Below are 16500 nucleotides of genomic sequence, written 5' to 3' on the forward strand. Positions count from 1 at the left end.
GGCCCAGGCCCGCCCCCTCCACCGCCGGACGGAGCAGCGCCCAGAGGGCCCACAGGGCGGCCAGCAGCACCGGCAGGGCCGCCAGGGCGGACAGCCACCCCGCCTCCCCGGCCAGGGCCGCGGTCTGGGCGGGGAGCACCCCGATGGCCGGGGCCAGCAGGGCGGCAAAGAGCAGCGAGAGCAGCTGCCGCAGAGAGATGCGGTCGTCGGCCATGAATGTTCCTCCTTCTGGTTTGGCTCTGTGATACGCCTGCAAGGCGCGCCGGGGTCGTCGCGCCCCACATCCTTTATCCCTCCTGCCGGGCGGCGTCGTAGCCGCGGCGGAGCTCCGCCTCCACGGACAGCTCCAGCTCCAGCCCGGCCAGGGAGGCGTTTTCCAGGGCCGCCTTGTGCCACGGCCGGGCCAGGGCCGCCCGGCTCAGCAGACCCAGGTAGTCGGCGTCCAGCTCCCGGGCCAGGGAGAGGGCGGCCCACGCCCGGTCATGCTCCACCCGGGCCAGCGCCTCCTCCAGGGCATGGGCCGCCTGCTCGTCCCGCAAGTCCAAATCCCCCTCGGCCAGGTTGGCCTCCACCTTACAAATGACGGTCAGGCCGGTGAGGGCGCCCCCCTCCACCACCGGGCGCACCGAGGCGGAGGCCCCCACCACCCGCAGGGCGGCGGTGCCGCCCCCGTCCAGAGGGAGCTCCACCACGTCGGCCTCCACCGAACCCAGCAGCAGGTTGATCCCCCGAGCGGCGTCCTCCCCCGCCCAGGCCGCCAGGGCCCCGTCCTTCACGATGCCGTATCCGGCGGCGGGCAGGCCGGTTTCCGCCGTCACGGCGGGGAGAAAGGTGGCCCCCTGGGCGTAGAGGTCGGTAATGGCGTCCTTCACCGTCCGGCGGGCGGAGCCGGAGAGCAGGCCCGCGTCCTCCGCCATGGCCTCCAGCCGGCCGGCGGCGGAGCCGTCCCGGGCCGCCGCCTCCAGGGCCGCGCCGGCCTCCCCGCCCCGCACCAGGTAGAGGGCGGTGTCCAGGCGCATCTCCACATCCCGGAGCACATAGTCCAGGGTGGGCCACAGCCCCCGGCGGGCCAGCTCCTCCCCCGCCAGCAGCTGGCCCACGTGGCCGAAATAGAGATAGGAGGCCCCCTCGCTCTGGAGGCCCAGCACCGCGGCACTGAGGGTGGCGGCCGAGCCGTTCACCACGGTGGCCCCGCTGTCCGGCCCGTCCCCCGCCCCGCTGGAGGCGGTGACGGCCACCTGCCCCGCCTCCGCCGCGTCCACCCCCAGGGTCTGCATCAGCTCCATGTCCTCGATCTCCCGGCCGCGGGGCAGCGCAGCCACGTCCCGGCGGCAGCCCGCCAGGGGGAGGAGCAGGGCGGCGGCCAGGAGGGCGCACAGTACCCGCCTCACCGCTGGTTCCTCCGGTTGGCGGGGTGGATGGCCGCCGGGCGCCACTTCACCCGGGGCAGGGGGCGGCGGATCAGCCCGCTCCCCTGCGCCGGCCCGTCGGACTCGGTGGCGAAGGGGGAGAGATAGGACACGCCGAAGCTCTCCAGCCCCGCCAGGTGGGCCACCAGGGCGGCCAGGGCCGCCGCCGCGCCGAACAGGCCCGCCAGGCTGGCCGCCGCCACCAGCAGGAACCGCCAGATACGCAGGGCCCCCGCCAGCTCCTGGGAGGGCATGGTGTACCCGGCGATGCCGGCCACGGCCACCACGATGAGCACCGCCGGGGAGACGATCTTGGCCTCCACCGCCGCGCTGCCCACCACCAGGCCGCCGATGATGGACACGGTCTGGCCGATGGACTGGGGGAGGCGCAGGCCCGCCTCCTGGAGGATCTCAAAGGCCAGCAGCAGCACGATCACCTCAAAGGCGGAGCGGAAGGGCACGTCCTGCTTGGCGGCGATGATGGACAGGGCCAGCTTGGTGGGGATCATCTCCTGGTGGAAGGTGACCATGGCCACATAGAGGGCGGGGAGCAGCAGGGTGAGGAGCATGCAAGTGTAGCGCAGCAGGGTGAGCACCGTGGCCAGCATCCAGCTCTCCGACCTGTCCTGGGGGGCCCGGAGGAAGTCCCCCAGCACCCCGGGGGCCAGGTAGCCCAGGGGCAGGCCGTCGATGAGGATGCCCACCCGGCCCTCCGCCAGGCCGGCGCAGAAGCGGTCAGACCGCTCGGTGTACTGGAGCAGGGGGAAGGGGGTGCGCTGGGCGGGGACGATATACTCCTCGATGTTGCCGGTGGCCAGGACGGCGTCGATGTCGATGTCCGCCAGCTGGGCCGCCACCCGGTTCACCAGGGCGGGGTCGGTGAGCCCCTCTATATATAAGATGTCCACCAGGGTGGCCGACTGCCGGCCCACGGTCTGCTCCCGGATGCGCAGCTCCGGGGCCTTGATGTGGCGGCGGACGATGGAGGTGTTGGTGCGCAGGCTCTCCACAAAGGCGTCCCGCGCGCCTTTGAGCACCGTCTCGTTGCTGGGGGCGGAGATGGAGCGCTTCTCCTCCGTGCCGGTAAACAGGGAGAGCACGGCGGATTCCCCGGGAAAGAACAGCAGGCACCAGCCGGACACCAGGTCGAAGGCCGCCTGATCCAGGGTGGTGCGCTCCGCGGCGGACAGGTTGTACAGGGCTCCGTCCTCCATCTTCTTCATCAGCGCCCCCATGTCGGCGCAGCCGGCCAGGGAGCTGTCCTGGGCCAGGGGGCGGAGCACATAGTCGCTGACCCGCTCCATCTTCACCATGCCGCTGAGGTAGCACAGGGTGAGGGTGGGCCCCCCCTCCAGGGCCACCGGGCGCTTGGTGAAGTCCACACAGCCCCGGAAGATCTCCTCCACCCCCGCCAGGGTCAGGGGCCCCGGATAGCGGGGCTCCCTTCTGGGGTGGGGCTCCCCCGGCTCCCTTCTCGGCCCGAATATACCCATGCCGCGCCCCTCCTTTTGTCGATTTTGTCGAATGGAACTTTGTTAGGATGCCCTTCTTTTGCCCGGTTATACAAATTTGTCCGCACCCGTTGCAATTTGCCCCCGTTGCTGATATACTTTTAACGAAACTCATAAGTTCAATCAATGAACTACCCACTTTCCTTTTGGTCAGTACCCGGCGCCCCCCTTTTCAGGCGGGGTCTCTTTTGTCTCAATTTCATTGTAAGGAGGAGCGGAAATGAAACCCTTTACCCAGGCCGCCGAGACCCTGGATCAGGAGCTGGCGGAGAAGATTGACGGCATCCTGGCCGCCCACGGCGGGGATCCCACCCAGCTGGTGGGCATCCTGCTGGACGTGGAGGCCGCCGTGGAGCGGCACTATATTCCGGAGTCCGCCGCCTACTATGTGTCGGAGAAGCTGGGGGTAAAGCCCACCCAGGTGTACGACGTGATCTCCTTCTACTCCGCGCTGCACGACAAGCCCAGGGCCAAGTTCACCCTGGAGGTGTGCAACAGCGCCCCCTGCCGGGTGAAGGACAGCGACACCCTGCTGGCCACGCTCAAGCGGCTGCTCAACCTGGAGGTGGGCGAGGTGACCTACGACGGCCGCTTCTCCATCGAGAAGGTGCCCTGCTTCGGTGCCTGCGACGTGTCGCCGGCGGTGCGGGTCAACGGGGTGGTCTACGGCCATCTGGACAGCGAGGAGCGGATTCTGGACATGCTCCAGCAGCTCAATTAAGGGGGAGAGGACATGAGCAAGACCGTCTGTTTCATCACCCGGAACTTCGGGAAGTACGACCCGGACAGCCTGGCCGGCTATGAGGCCATCGGCGGCTTCCGGGCCCTGCGCCGCGCCCTTGGCATGGACGGGTACGCCATCGCCGACGTGCTGGCCGCCAACGGCGTCCAGGGCCGGGGCGGCGCGGCCTATGACATGGGCAGGAAGTGGCGCCAGGCCCGGGACGTGCAGGGCGCCCACAAGTGCGTGGTGTGCAACGCCGACGAGGGCGAGCCGGGCACCTTCAAAGACCGGGAGCTGCTGACCCGCGACCCCTTCCAGCTGCTGGAGGGCATGATCATCGCCGGCTGGGCCGTGGGGGCGGACAACGGGTACATCTACATGCGGGAGGAGTACTCCCACCTGCGGCCCCGCATCCTCTCCGCCATCGCCCAGTGCGAGGCGGCGGGCTACCTGGGGGACAACATCCTGGGCTCGGGGCTGAACTACCGCATCCACCTGTACTCCGGCGCGGGGGCCTATGTGTGCGGCGAGGGCTCCGCCCTGGCCGAGTCCATCGGCGGCAACGCCGGCCGGCCCCGCATGAAGCCCCCCTTCATCAAGCAGTGCGGCGTGTTCCACCTGCCCACCTGCGTCAACAACGTGGAGTCCCTGTCCCTGGTGGCCCCCCTGCTGATGGACGACGAGGGCTACTACAAGCGCCAAGGCACCCCGGACTGCCCGGGCACCAAGATGATCTCCGTGTCCGGCAACGTGAAGCACCCCGGCGTGTTTGAGGTGCCCTTCGGCATCACCATCCGGGAGATCGTCTACGACCTGGCCGGGGGCATGGAGAGCGACGAGTACCCCCTGCGCCTGGTGCAGCTGGGCGGCGCGTCGGGCCGCATCTGCTCCCCGGCCCAGCTGGACACCCCCTACACCTACAAGGGCATGCGGCAGGCCGATCTCACCGCCATCGGCTCCGGCGCGGTGCTGGTGGTGGATGAGCGCACCAGCGTCATCGGCTTCCTGCGCATGACCCAGGAATTCTTCTCCCACGAGAGCTGCGGCCAGTGCACCCCCTGCCGGGAGGGCAACCGCCACATCTCCCTGCTGCTGGACAAGGTGGCCGCCGGCACCCACACGGAGAAGGACATCGCCACCCTGAAGAAGTTTGCCGACATCATGTCCAGCGCGTCCCTGTGCGGCCTGGGCGAGACGGCCCAGTCCGCCCTGCTGTCCGCCATGAAGCGTTTCCCGGAAGTCTTTGCCGTGAAAGAGGAGGTCGCCGTCCGATGAGCGAAATGGTACATATCACCGTCAACCGCCAGCCCCTGGAGGTGCCCGCGGGCACCCGGGTCATCGAGGCGGCCAAGATGCTCAACATCGACATCCCCCACCTGTGCTACCACCCGGATCAGACCATCAAGGCCCACTGCCGGATGTGCATGGTGGAGGTGGTGGGCTCCCGCAAACTCACCGCCGCCTGCTCCACCGTGGTGTGGGAGGGCATGGAGGTCATCACCGACTCCAAGAAGGTGTACGACGCCCAGACCGGCGTGCTGGATCTGATCCTGGCCGACCACAAGACCAACTGCCTCTCCTGCGCCCGCAACGGCAGCTGCGAGCTGCAGGATCTCTGCCGCCGGTTCAACCGGCTCCACCCGGAGCTGCCCGACATCTCCTCCAATGAGCCGCTGCGCATCGACAACCCCTCCATCGTCCGGGATCCCTCCAAGTGCGTCAAGTGCGGCCGCTGCGTGAAGGTCTGCTCCGAGGTGCAGGGCTGCGCCGCCCTGACCTACTCCAGCCGCTCCGCCGATTTCAAGGTCACCACCGCCTTCGACCTGCCCATGGACGAGACCGACTGCGTCCTGTGCGGCCAGTGCACCCTGGTGTGCCCGGTGGGCGCCCTGGTGGAGACCGACTACACCAACGAGGTGTCCGCCGCCATCCAGGATCCTTCCAAGCACGTGATCGTGCAGGTGGCCCCCTCCGTCCGGGTGGCCCTGGGCGACGAGTTCGGCCTGGAGAGCGGCGCCATCGTCACCGGCAAGATGGTCACCGCCCTGAAGATGCTTGGCTTTGAGAAGGTGTTCGACACCAACTTCTCCGCCGACCTCACCATCATGGAGGAGGGCAGCGAGCTGCTGGAGCGCATCAAAAACGGCGGCAAGCTGCCCATGATCACCTCCTGCTCCCCCGGCTGGGTCACCTACATGGAGAAGCACCACCCGGAGCTTATCGACAACCTGTCCACCGCCAAGAGCCCCCAGGGCATGTTCGGCGCCGTGGCCAAGACCTACTATGCCCAGAAGATGGGCTGGGATCCCCACGACGTGGTGAGCGTCTCCGTCATGCCCTGCACCGCCAAGAAGTACGAGGCCAGCCGGCCCGAGCTGGGCCGGGACGGCTATCAGGACGTGGACTACGTCCTCACCACCCGGGAGCTGGCCAAGCTCATCCGCTACGTGGGCCTGAACCTGTCCGACCTGCCCGACAGCGAGTTCGACTCCCCCCTGGGCATCGGCTCCGGCGCGGGGGCCATCTTCGGCGCCACCGGCGGCGTCATGGAGGCCGCCCTGCGCACCGCCTATGAGCTCCACACCGGCAAGACCCTGCCCCGCCTGGAGTTCGACGCCGTGCGGGGCGACGTCAACGCCATCAAGGAGGCCGTCATCGACCTGGACGGCACCCCCCTGAAGGTGGCGGTGGCCAACGGCCTGAAGAACGCCGAGGAGATCATCCGCCGGGTGGAGAGCGGCGAGGCCGACTACATCTTCATCGAGATCATGGCCTGCCCCGGCGGCTGCATCGGCGGCGGCGGACAGCCCATCGGCACCAACAACGCCGTCCGGGACGCCCGCATCCAGGCCCTGTACGAGATCGACCGGAGCCTCCCCCTGCGCAAGAGCCACGAGAACCCGGAGATCAAGACCATCTACGAGGAGTTCTTCGGCGCGCCCCTGTCCAGCCGGGCCCACGACCTGCTCCACACCCACTACCACGCCCGCAAAAAGCGGCACGATTTCTCCCATCTGAAGTAAAGAGGGGCCGGGGGACAGCCAATCTGGCCGTCCCCCGGCCTCAGGCTCTCGAAAAAGTGGCTTCGCCACTTTTTCGAGAAAAATTGCATGGCGGAAGGGACTCGATTTCTTGCGAAATTGTCGCCCCTTCCGCCATGAGAAGTGTCATTTCCGACGCACATGTCGCCGGAAATGACGGATTTTGATTTGATTCCTGCGGCTGCGGCCGCAGGAACTCTGCGAGGCCCTCCTTCGCGGGAGGTCTTTCGACAGGCTAGGGCCGTGGGCCGCCGATTCGGCGGCCCACGGCCTCTTTTCGCCTCTATTCCGGGATAAACTCCGTGGTGCAGCCCATGCCGTTCCAAACCTCCCCGTCGGAGCGGTAATACTTCCGCTCTGACGTGCCGTCCTTCCGGGTGTAGTCGATGACGAATACCTGCCCGGCCTCGATGGGTATGGGATAGTTGTTATAGGGCAGCACATCGCCGCCCTCGGGGCAGTCTTTGAAGTCCTCATAGGCCCCCTCCAGCCGCCAGAAGGCCCGGGACTGGTAATCCTCGCTCCAGCCGGAGATGTCCTCCTCCCCGAAGCAGGACGCCTGGTACGCCTTCCCCGCCACGGTGAGGGTATCCGTCCCCTGGGGCTCCCAGGCCATCCAGGAGATATCCTCGGTGCGGAGGGCATCCCCGTACCGCTCTGTCAGCTGGGCGGCCATGGATGGGACGGTGCCGGCGGAGTCCGCCATGGCATCCGGGTCGGTATGGGCCGCGCTCCTCCAGATAGTCCCGGTAGCGGGCCCCGGTGCTGTCGTACTGGTGGCCCACGTCGGTGCCGTGGAACACAGTCTCCGGGCACCCCTCCTTGACGGTGCGGTAAAAGTCCAGCGTCTCGGCGCCGGAGGCGTAAGTACCCTCCCAGGCCATACCGGGCCTTTTTTCTCAGTATAGCAGATTCCGCCCCGTCAAAAAAGGGATCTCAGATTAAAATGGGCTGAAACCCGCCCGCTGGGCGGGCCGGCCCAAATTTTACAAAAAAAGGGCTTGACAAACCGGGCCGCCGCCGTTATACTGTAGCAAATTAAATCGGTAAACCGATGACGAAGAGGAGTAGTCCGGTATCAAGGCCTCTCAGAGAGCCGCGGGTGGTGGGATCGCGGCAGGCGGCGTCCGGGTGAATGGACTTCCGAGGGCATGGCGAACGGCCGCAGGCTCAGTAGCGAGACGGGGACTCCGCCCGTTATCAGGGGAGCGCGTGCTGGTCGGCATGCGAAAGTGAGCGGGCGTGTGCTTGGCATACGTCAATCCGGGTGGCACCGCAGAGGTCTTGGCCTTTGTCCCAGAGCAGAAGATGGGACGAGGGCTTTTTTCATGCCCTCCTCCCCCGCACAACGGCAAAAAAGGAGTGTATGAACATGACGAAGATCCCCCACCGCCTGTACCTGACCGAAGACCAGATGCCCCAGAAATGGTTCAACCTGCGCGCCGCCATGCCTGAGCAGCCCGACCCCCTGATCCACCCCGGCACCCTCCAGCCCCTGGGGGTGGACGATCTGTCCCCCATCTTCTGTGAGGAGCTGGCCCGGCTGGAGCTGGACGGCGCCACCGAGTACGTGGACATCCCGGAGCCCGTCCGGGACGTGTACAAGATGTACCGCCCCTCCCCGCTGGTGCGGGCCTATGAGCTGGAGAAGGCCCTGGACACCCCGGCGAAGATCTACTACAAGTTCGAGGGCAACAACACCTCCGGCTCCCACAAGCTCAACTCCGCCGTGGCCCAGGCGTACTACGCCAAGCTGCAGGGCCTCACCGGCGTCACCACCGAGACCGGCGCGGGCCAGTGGGGCACCGCCCTGGCCGAGGCGTGCAGCTACTTCGGCCTGACCTGCGACGTGTATATGGTCAAGTGCTCCTACGAGCAGAAGCCCTTCCGCAAGGCGGTGATGGGGGTGTTCGACGCCCAGGTGACCGCCTCCCCCTCCCCCACCACCGACATCGGCCGCAAGATTCTGGCCGAGACGCCGGACACCACCGGCAGCCTGGGCTGCGCCATCTCCGAGGCGGTGGAGGCCGCCCTGAACAGCGGTGGCACCAAGCGCTATGTGCTGGGCAGCGTGCTCAACCAGGTGCTGCTCCACCAGTCCATCATCGGCCTGGAGAGCAAAATCGCCATGGAGCAGCTGGGCGAGTACCCCGACGTGGTGGTGGGGTGCGCCGGCGGCGGCTCCAACCTGGGCGGGCTGATCGCCCCCTTCATGGCCGACAAGCTCCGGGGGGTGAAGAACCCCCGCATCGTGGCGGTGGAGCCCGCCTCCTGCCCCTCCTTCACCCGGGGCAAGTACGCCTACGACTTCTGCGACACCGGCAGGGTTACCCCCCTGGCCCGGATGTACACCCTGGGCTGCGGCTTCATCCCCTCCGCCAACCACGCCGGCGGCCTGCGCTACCACGGCATGAGCCCCATCCTCTCCAAGCTCTACCACGACGGGTATATGGAGGCCGTGGCCTACGAGCAGACCAGGGTTTTCGAGGCCGCCGTCCTCTTCGCCAAGCGGGAGACCATCCTCCCCGCCCCCGAATCCGCCCACGCCATCCGGGGCGCCATCGACGAGGCCCTGAAATGTAAGGAGTCCGGCGAGGCCAAGACCATCCTCTTCGGCCTCACCGGCACCGGCTACTTCGACATGACCGCCTATGAGAACTATCTCAGCGGGCAGATGAGCGACTCCATCCCCACCGACGAGGAGCTGCAGAAGGGCTTCGACTCCCTGCCCAAAATCCCCCAGAACGAGGGGATCTGAGAAAGCCGCGGTCTTCCGGCAGCAGGGCGCGGCATCCCTGACGCGCCGCCCGACTCCCTGCAAGGCGGAACGGGCCGCCGAGGGCGGCGGCCCCGGCGCGCGTATCAACTGCCGGGCCCGCAGGGGCGGATATCCTCCGCCCGAAGCCTTCCCCCCCACAGGGGGGAAGGTGGCGCGGCCAAGCCGCGGCGGATGAGGGGCTCCACGTTCTCACACCGGGGGCGCCCCTCGCGGGACGGGCCTGCCCGGCCGGGGCCCCCATTTCTTCCCGAAGAAATGGGGAGAAAGAAGGGCCGGGGGGCTTCGCCCGCCCTGGGCCCCCCAGTACGGGGGCTCATGGCGGCGGCAGGCTGTACAGAGAAGGCAAGAACCGGGCGTGCATCCACGCCCGGTTCCTTTTTGGTTTCGTGACAGGCGCTGTCGCGCCCTGGGCGGCACGCATCGATCACCCCGCAAGCCCTGATCATTGCCACACTGTACCGGCCTGGCCCGCCGGGCCGCCGCCGGTGCCATGCCGCTGAAATATCGGGGCAGTTGCGGCAGCCATCCGTAGGGGCGCACCTATGTGTGCGCCCGCTTGCCTGCGTATCCACCAACCCGTGGGGCGCGACGACCTCGGCGCGCCATCCAACTGCCTGGGTGCCCCCCGGGGTGCCCCGGCGAAACTTTGTGTTGCACATTGTCCCCCGGGTGGTTATAATAGGGGGGACATCAAACACAAAAGAAGGTTTTGCCATGGAATTCCGCGCAAACGAGGGAAAAAGCGTCACCATAGAGGTAAACGGAAAGACCTACGCCCGCCACGCCATTCAGACCCACTTCGTGCAGGTGGGCGAGAGCTATGTGGAGCTGGTGGAGAAGTACGTCAAGCCGGTGTGGCAGCCGGGGGATCTCCTCTCCTCCAGCGAGAAGATCATCGGCCTGTGCCAGAAGCGGGTGGTGTACAAGAAGGACATGAAGGTGGGCTGGCTGGCCCGGTTCCTGTCCCGGTTCGCCTCCCACTCCTCCGCCGGCATCGGGGTGGACAGCCCCTACAAGATGCAGTTCGCCATCAATGAGCGGGGGGCCCTGTTCGTGATCTGGGCGGCCATCTGCGCCGGCTTCGGCAAGCTCTTCGGCAAGCGGGGCGTGTTCTACGAGATGGTGGGCCAGGAGGTGTCCGGCCTGGACGGCTTCTATGACCACGAGTTCCAGGAGTACGGCGAGTTCGGCATCCGCATCCCGGAGAACCCCGGCAAGGTGTGCGACGAGATTGAGGCCGCCACCGGGGTGCAGGCCATGATCGTGGACGCCAACGACCTGAACGTGGAGATCCTGGGCAAGGCCTCCTCCATCACCCTGGATGACGAGACCCTGAAGGGCCTGATCCGGGACAACCCGGCGGGCCAGTCCCGGGAGCTGACCCCCTTTATCCTCATCCGCGAGGTAAAGGAGGAGGGCGAGACCGCCTGACTTCCGCAGCACTCCACCATGAAGATTCCATTAAAAAGAGCGAAAGTGCGTTGCACTTTCGCTCTTTTCTGCTACAATAGGGTTTACGTAAACTTCTTGTAAAGGCAGAGACACCGACCCATGACTTACACCGTAGAAACACCCCGCAGCAAAAAACGCCGCCTCCGCTGGCCCAAGCTCCCGCTCGCGGAGCGGCAGCTGGCCTGGACGGGCCGGGCCCTGCTGCTCCTCCTCCCCGTGCTGGCCTTTGTGCTGGTGGAGTATCTGAACTACAACAGCTGGGACGACTTCACCCCTGTCCAGATTGCCCTCAACCTGGCCTGGTACTACCTGCTGGAGCTGGTGTTCTACTTCGTCCGTCGGCGGCGGCGCATCGCGGCGGCCAAGTGGGCCTTCGGCATCGCCTGGGGCATCGGCATGGCCAACCACTACTTAATCTCCTTCCGGGGCCGCACCCTGTTCCCCGGCGACTTCCTCACCCTGCGCACGGCGGCCAACGTGGCGGGCAACTACGACTACCGCCCCGACTCCATGCAGTGGCTCACCATCGGCATCTTCGCGGCGGTGCTGGTGCTCCTGTCCTTCCTCCCCAGGGAGGAGAAGCGGCCCTTCGACTGGCGGGGCTTTGCCCCCGCGGCGGCGGGAGCGGCGGTGTTCCTGGCGGCCTTCTTCGGCACCGGCTGGGTGGAGGGCCTGGGCATCGAGCCCTCCATGTGGACGACCCGGGGCAACGGCCTGGTGCTCAACTTCACCGTGTGCCTGAAATACATGAAGGTGGAGAAGCCGGACAGCTACTCCCAGGAGACGTTGGCGGCCCTGGCCGGGGAGAACCCCAGCGACGCCGCCGATGCGGCGGCCTCGGCGGACGGGGGCATCCGGCCGGTGAATGTGATCGTGATCATGAACGAGTCCCTCTCCGATCTCTCCGTCCTCCCCGGGGTGGAGAGCAATATGGACGCCATGCCCTTCCTCCGCTCCCTCACCGAGAACACCGTCAAGGGCTACGCCTACTCCTCCGTGTTCGGCGGCACCACCGCCAACTCGGAGTACGAGTTCCTCACCGGCAACACCACCGCCTTCCTCCCCGCCGGCACGGTGCCCTACCAGATGTACGTCTCCCCCGGCGACCCCTCCCTGGTGGGCCAGATGGAGGCCCTGGGGTATACCACCATCGCCGCCCACCCCTACCGCTCCTCCGGCTGGAACCGGCCCACGGTGTACGCCGACTACGGCTTTGATGAGGTCTATTTCGAGAGCGACTTCCAGGATCGGGCGTACATGCGGGGGGACGCGCGCACCGGCTACGTCACCGACCGGTGCGACTACGAGAACCTGATCCGCTGGTACGAGGAGAAGGAGGAGGGGCAGCCCCTGTTCCTCTTCAACGTGACCATGCAGAACCACTCCGCCTATCAGATGGCGTGGACGAACCTGCCCAAGGAGGTGTGGCTCACCGGGGAGCTGGAAAACCGCTTCCAGACGGTGAACCAGTACCTCTCCCTGGTGTACCAGAGCGACCAGGCCTTCGAGTATCTGATCGACTACTTCTCCCAGGTGGAGGAGCCCACCATGATCCTCCTGTTCGGCGACCACCAGCCCCAGGTTGCCACCAACTTCTACACCGACGTGCTGGGCACCAACCCCGACACCGCCGACGCCCAAAAGAAGCAGATGGTGCCCTTCGTGCTGTGGGCCAACTACGACATCCCGGAGGCCCAGGGGGTGGAGCTGTCCCTCAACTACCTGTCCGCCCTGCTGATGGACACCGCCAACCTGCCCATGACCGGGTATCAGAAGTTCCTCTCCCAGCTGTGGGAGACCGCCCCGGTGATCAACACCGTGGGCATCCGGGACGCCCAGGGGAACTGGTACGGGGAGAACGCCGCCCTGCCGGAGGAGCTGGACGGGGCCATTGAGGACTACAAGGTGCTGCTCTACAACAACGTGTTTGACAAAAAGGATCGGGTGGAAAACTTCTTCACCCTGTCGGACTAGCCAAAGGCCCGGCGCACGGAGTGTTTCGTGCGCCGGGCCGTATTTTTCTGAGCCTAGTCAGGCGCTCTCCCTGGGGGCGGTGGCGGCGTAGTCCTCCACCAGCTTGCGGCCGAATTTCAGGGCGTCCTCCCCCTTTTTCAGCCGGAGGGCCAGGTAGGGCTTCTCCCCGGCGGAGAAGAGCAGGCGGGACTTGTACTTCTCCATGGCGCACAGGGCGCTCACCCGCTGGAGGTCAAAGCCGTCCAGGTAGAAGTTGAGATTCGTCCCCTTCTGGCTGATCTCGGCGATGCCGTTGTCGGCGGCGTGGGCCCGGAGCAGGGCCACGGAGATCAGGTTGTTCACCGTCCTGGGCGGGTCGCCGTAGCGGTCGATGAGCTCATCCACCACGTCGTCGGCGTCGGCCTCGCTGCGGATGGCGGCGATGCGGCGGTAGAGATCCATCCGCTGCTCCGGGGAGGGCACATACCGGTCGGGGATGGAGGCGGCCACCGACAGGTCGGCGGCGCACTCGGTGGGCCGCTGGGGTTTCTCCCCCCGCTCCTCCAGCACCGCCTCCTCCAGCAGCTTCAGGTACATGTCGTAGCCCACGCTGAGCAAAAAGCCGCTCTGCTCCGGCCCCAGCACGTTGCCGGCGCCCCGGATCTCCAGATCCCGCATGGCGATCTTGAAGCCGGAGCCGAACTCGGCAAACTCCCGGATGGCCCCCAGCCGCTTGGAGGCCACCTCGGTGAGCACCTTGCCCCGGCGGTAGGTGAGATAGGCGTAGGCCCGCCGGGTGGACCGGCCCACCCGGCCCCGGATCTGGTGGAGCTGGGCCAGGCCCATGTGGTCGGCGTCCTCGATGATCAGGGTGTTTACGTTGGGGATGTCGATGCCGGTCTCGATGATGGTGGTGCACACCAGCACGTCGATCTCCCCGTCGCTCATGCGGGTCATCACGTCGTTGAGCTCCTCCTGGCTCATCTTGCCGTGGGCCACCGCCACCACTGTGTCCTCCCCCAGCATCTCCTTGATGCGGGCCGCGGTGCGGGTGATGGTCTCCACCCGGTTGTGGAGGTAGAACACCTGACCGCCCCGCTCCAGCTCCCGCCGCATGGCGTCGGAGAGGACGCCCCAGTCGTGCTCCAGCACGTAGGTCTGCACCGGCTGCCGGTCCAGGGGGGGCTCCTCCAGGGTGCTCATGTCCCGGATGCCGGACAGGGCCATGTTCAGGGTGCGGGGGATGGGGGTGGCGGAGAGGGTGAGCACGTCTACCTGCCGGGACAGCTCCTTCAGCTTCTCCTTGTGGGCCACGCCGAAGCGCTGCTCCTCGTCGATGACCAGCAGGCCCAGATCCTTGAACTGCACGTCCTTCTGGAACAGCCGGTGGGTGCCGATGAGCAGGTCGATCTGCCCCGCCGCCAGCCGGCGGAGGGTGTCCTTCATCTGGGCGGCGGTGCGGAAGCGGCTCACCACGTCGATCTCCACCGGGTACTTGGCAAACCGCTGCTTGGCGGACAGGTAGTGCTGCCGGGCCAGCACCGTGGTGGGCACCAGGACGGCGGCCTGCTTGCCGTCCAGCACGCACTTCATGATGGCCCGGAAGGCCACCTCCGTCTTGCCGTAGCCCACGTCGCCGCACAGCAGGCGATCCATGGGCCGGGGCTGCTCCATGTCCCGCTTGATCTCCTCGATACAGCGCAGCTGGTCGTCGGTCTCTGCGTACTCGAACTCGTCCTCGAACTCCTTCATCCAGGGGGAGTCGGGGGAGAAGGCGAAACCGGGCTGCCGCTGCCGCTGGGCGTAGAGCTGGATCAGGCCCTTTGCCAGATCCTTCACCGCCTTCTTGGCCCGGGTCTTGGCCTTCTCCCAGTCGGTACCCCCAAGCTTGGACAGCTTCTTGGTCTCGTTGGCGTCCTCGCCGGAGCCGATGTACTTGCTCACCAGATCCAGCTGGGTGGCGGGGACGTAGAGCACATCCGCCCCGGCGTAGGCGATTTTGACGTAGTCCTTCTCCACCCCGTCCACCGTCATCTTGGTCATCTCCAGAAAGCGGCCCACGCCGTGGTGCTCATGCACCACCAGATCGCCGGGGGACAGGTCGGCGTAGGAGTCCAGCTTCTGCCGGTTGGTGACGGGCTTGCTCTTCCGCTTCTTGCCCAGCAGGGACTGCCCCTCGGTGAGGACGGCCAGCCGCCCCACCGGGTACTCCATGCCGGCGGTGAGGCCGCCCACGGCGATCACCGCCTGGCCGTGGGCGGGCAGGTCGTGGAGCTGGAAGTCCACGGCGGTCTTCCGCCCCTGCTCCCGCAGGAGGGCCTGGAGGTTCAGGGCCCGCTGCTCGCTGCCCACCAGCACCACGGTGCGGAAGCCGTCGGAGATATAGTGGGCCAGGTCGGACACGGCGGTCTCCAGGCTGGCACCGTAGGAGGGCAGCTGCTTGGTCAGCAGGTTGAGCAGCGTCCGGGGCCGCCGGGGGTACTGGGAGGAGGTGAAGGAGTCCAGGTAGCACACCGGCCAGGCGTCCAGCACCTCGGCCAGCTCCTCAAAGCTGCGGGCGAACTCCGCCAGCTCCCCGGACAGCTCCCCCCGCTCCATCAGGGTCTTGGCGTCCTCGGTGAGCTGCCACAGGTAGTTCTTCCCCCGCTCCGCCACCCGGGGGCTCTCGCTGAGCACCACCACCGCGTCGGCCGGGAAGTAGTCCGCCGCCGTGGCCATCTGGGGATAGATCAGGGCCATGTAGCGATCCATGGCCGGGAAGGTCAAGCCGCTGGCCAGCTTCTCCCGATCCTCCGCCAGGGTGGTCAGCAGCTTGTCGCTCCCCTTGCGGCGCTTTGCCCGGGAAATGACGCCGTCCAGCAGCTCCACCAGGCCGGCGAAGCCCCCGGGGGAGAGCTGGGGCAGCACCTCGGCGGCGGGGAGGATCTCCGCCGTGCCGATGTTCTCCACCCGCCGCTGGGTGTCCGGGTCGAAGAGACCCATGGCGTCGATCTCGTCGCCGAAGAACTCCACCCGCACGGGCTTGGCCTGGGACGGGGAAAAGAAGTCCAGGATGCCGCCCCGCAGGGCAAACTGGCCCGCGCCCTCCACCTGCTCGCACCGGGTGTAGCCCGCGGCGGTGAGGGTCTCGGCCAGCTGGTTGAGATCGTGGCTCTCCCCCATGCGCAGCACCCGGGAGGCCCCCTCCAGCAGGGCCTTGGGCAGGGTGCGCTGGAGGACGGCCTCCGCCGTGCACACCAGCAGGGGGCACTCCCCCGCCGCCAGGGCCCGGAGGACGGAGAGCCGCCGGTGCTCGTACTGCCGGGACACCACGGCGGCGTTGTGGAAGGTGAACTCCCGGGCGGAGAGGGTGCGCACCTCCTCCCCCGACAGGGCGGCCAGATCCCTGGTCATCCGCTCGGCCTCCCCCTCGTCGGCGCACACCACCACCACCGGCCGGCCGGTCTCCTGGCGGATGCCGGCGGCGAAGTGGGCCCGGTGCACCGCCGACAGGCCGGACAGGGCCGCCGGGCAGGCGCCGCCGTCGATGGCCGAGAGCAGGGAGCGGTATTCAGGGATGTCGTTGAGGGCAGAGAGAAGGGGTTTCATGGGGCACCTCTCAATAAAATAGAAAATTTTGGAAGCCACAGGC

Annotated in this window: 10 protein-coding genes and 1 pseudogene; 6 read left to right on the forward strand and 5 right to left on the reverse strand. The window is 67.2% G+C overall.

Annotated elements, in window-relative coordinates; genetic code table 11:
* From B5E42_RS17815 to B5E42_RS17825, 3 genes and pseudogenes are all read right to left on the reverse strand, one after another.
* Positions 1-214 (reverse strand): annotated as a pseudogene (locus B5E42_RS17815) (spore gernimation protein); the annotation flags it as partial.
* A gap of 73 nt (positions 215-287) precedes the next feature.
* Entirely contained in the window at positions 288-1391 is a 1104-nt protein-coding gene (locus tag B5E42_RS17820; RefSeq protein WP_087242128.1) for a Ger(x)C family spore germination C-terminal domain-containing protein, read from the reverse strand.
* Positions 1388-2902: a spore germination protein gene (locus B5E42_RS17825; protein WP_087242130.1), complete on the reverse strand. Its 1515-nt coding sequence runs from the start codon at positions 2900-2902 to the stop codon at positions 1388-1390. Before B5E42_RS17825 ends, B5E42_RS17820 begins: the two co-directional genes overlap by 4 nt.
* A gap of 238 nt (positions 2903-3140) precedes the next feature.
* Here B5E42_RS17825 and B5E42_RS17830 point away from each other — a divergent pair, with 238 nt between their 5' ends.
* From B5E42_RS17830 to B5E42_RS17840, 3 genes are read left to right on the forward strand one after another with little or no spacing between them, the layout of a single operon-like run.
* A complete protein-coding gene (locus tag B5E42_RS17830; RefSeq protein ID WP_087242132.1) occupies positions 3141-3641 on the forward strand; it encodes an NAD(P)H-dependent oxidoreductase subunit E in 501 nt (166 codons plus the stop codon).
* A 12-nt stretch (positions 3642-3653) separates the two neighbouring features.
* On the forward strand, positions 3654-4919 hold the full coding sequence (locus B5E42_RS17835; RefSeq protein ID WP_087242134.1) for an NADH-ubiquinone oxidoreductase-F iron-sulfur binding region domain-containing protein: 1266 nt from the start codon (positions 3654-3656) through the stop codon (positions 4917-4919).
* Entirely contained in the window at positions 4916-6667 is a 1752-nt protein-coding gene (locus B5E42_RS17840) for an NADH-dependent [FeFe] hydrogenase, group A6 (protein ID WP_087242136.1), read from the forward strand. Before B5E42_RS17835 ends, B5E42_RS17840 begins: the two co-directional genes overlap by 4 nt.
* Before the next feature lie 301 nt (positions 6668-6968).
* Here the strand turns inward: B5E42_RS17840 and B5E42_RS17845 are convergent, their stop codons facing one another.
* Positions 6969-7391, reverse strand: a complete 423-nt coding sequence (locus B5E42_RS17845; protein WP_242967227.1) for a hypothetical protein — start codon at positions 7389-7391, stop codon at positions 6969-6971.
* 666 nt (positions 7392-8057) lie between these two features.
* Between B5E42_RS17845 and B5E42_RS17850 the strand changes: the two genes are divergently transcribed.
* From B5E42_RS17850 to B5E42_RS17860, 3 genes are all read left to right on the forward strand, one after another.
* Positions 8058-9443 carry a TrpB-like pyridoxal phosphate-dependent enzyme gene (locus B5E42_RS17850; RefSeq protein WP_087242138.1) on the forward strand — a complete coding sequence of 462 codons (1386 nt, stop codon included), beginning with the start codon at positions 8058-8060 and terminating at the stop codon, positions 9441-9443.
* A 735-nt stretch (positions 9444-10178) separates the two neighbouring features.
* Entirely contained in the window at positions 10179-10895 is a 717-nt protein-coding gene (locus B5E42_RS17855; RefSeq protein ID WP_087242140.1) for a F420-0--gamma-glutamyl ligase, read from the forward strand.
* A 120-nt stretch (positions 10896-11015) separates the two neighbouring features.
* Positions 11016-12890, forward strand: coding sequence for an LTA synthase family protein (locus tag B5E42_RS17860; protein WP_087242142.1), 1875 nt, complete (start codon positions 11016-11018; stop codon positions 12888-12890).
* Positions 12891-12947: 57 nt separating this feature from the next.
* On the opposite strand, the gene mfd is transcribed toward B5E42_RS17860, so the two are convergent.
* Positions 12948-16457, reverse strand: a complete 3510-nt coding sequence (gene mfd, locus B5E42_RS17865) for a transcription-repair coupling factor (RefSeq protein ID WP_087242318.1) — start codon at positions 16455-16457, stop codon at positions 12948-12950.
* Positions 16458-16500 lie beyond the last annotated feature (43 nt).

The sequence above is a fragment of the Flavonifractor sp. An10 genome (assembly GCF_002161215.1).
Classification (GTDB): Bacteria; Bacillota; Clostridia; order Oscillospirales; family Oscillospiraceae; genus Flavonifractor; species Flavonifractor avistercoris.

Coding starts and splice junctions, on each gene's coding strand:
- B5E42_RS17825 (WP_087242130.1), bottom strand. CDS start 2,902: ATGGGTATATTCGGGCCGAGAAGGGAGCCGGGGGAGCCCCACCCCAGA.
- B5E42_RS17830 (WP_087242132.1), top strand. CDS start 3,141: ATGAAACCCTTTACCCAGGCCGCCGAGACCCTGGATCAGGAGCTGGCG.
- B5E42_RS17835 (WP_087242134.1), top strand. CDS start 3,654: ATGAGCAAGACCGTCTGTTTCATCACCCGGAACTTCGGGAAGTACGAC.
- B5E42_RS17840 (WP_087242136.1), top strand. CDS start 4,916: ATGAGCGAAATGGTACATATCACCGTCAACCGCCAGCCCCTGGAGGTG.
- B5E42_RS17845 (WP_242967227.1), bottom strand. CDS start 7,391: ATGGCGGACTCCGCCGGCACCGTCCCATCCATGGCCGCCCAGCTGACA.
- B5E42_RS17850 (WP_087242138.1), top strand. CDS start 8,058: ATGACGAAGATCCCCCACCGCCTGTACCTGACCGAAGACCAGATGCCC.
- B5E42_RS17855 (WP_087242140.1), top strand. CDS start 10,179: ATGGAATTCCGCGCAAACGAGGGAAAAAGCGTCACCATAGAGGTAAAC.
- B5E42_RS17860 (WP_087242142.1), top strand. CDS start 11,016: ATGACTTACACCGTAGAAACACCCCGCAGCAAAAAACGCCGCCTCCGC.
- mfd (WP_087242318.1), bottom strand. CDS start 16,457: ATGAAACCCCTTCTCTCTGCCCTCAACGACATCCCTGAATACCGCTCC.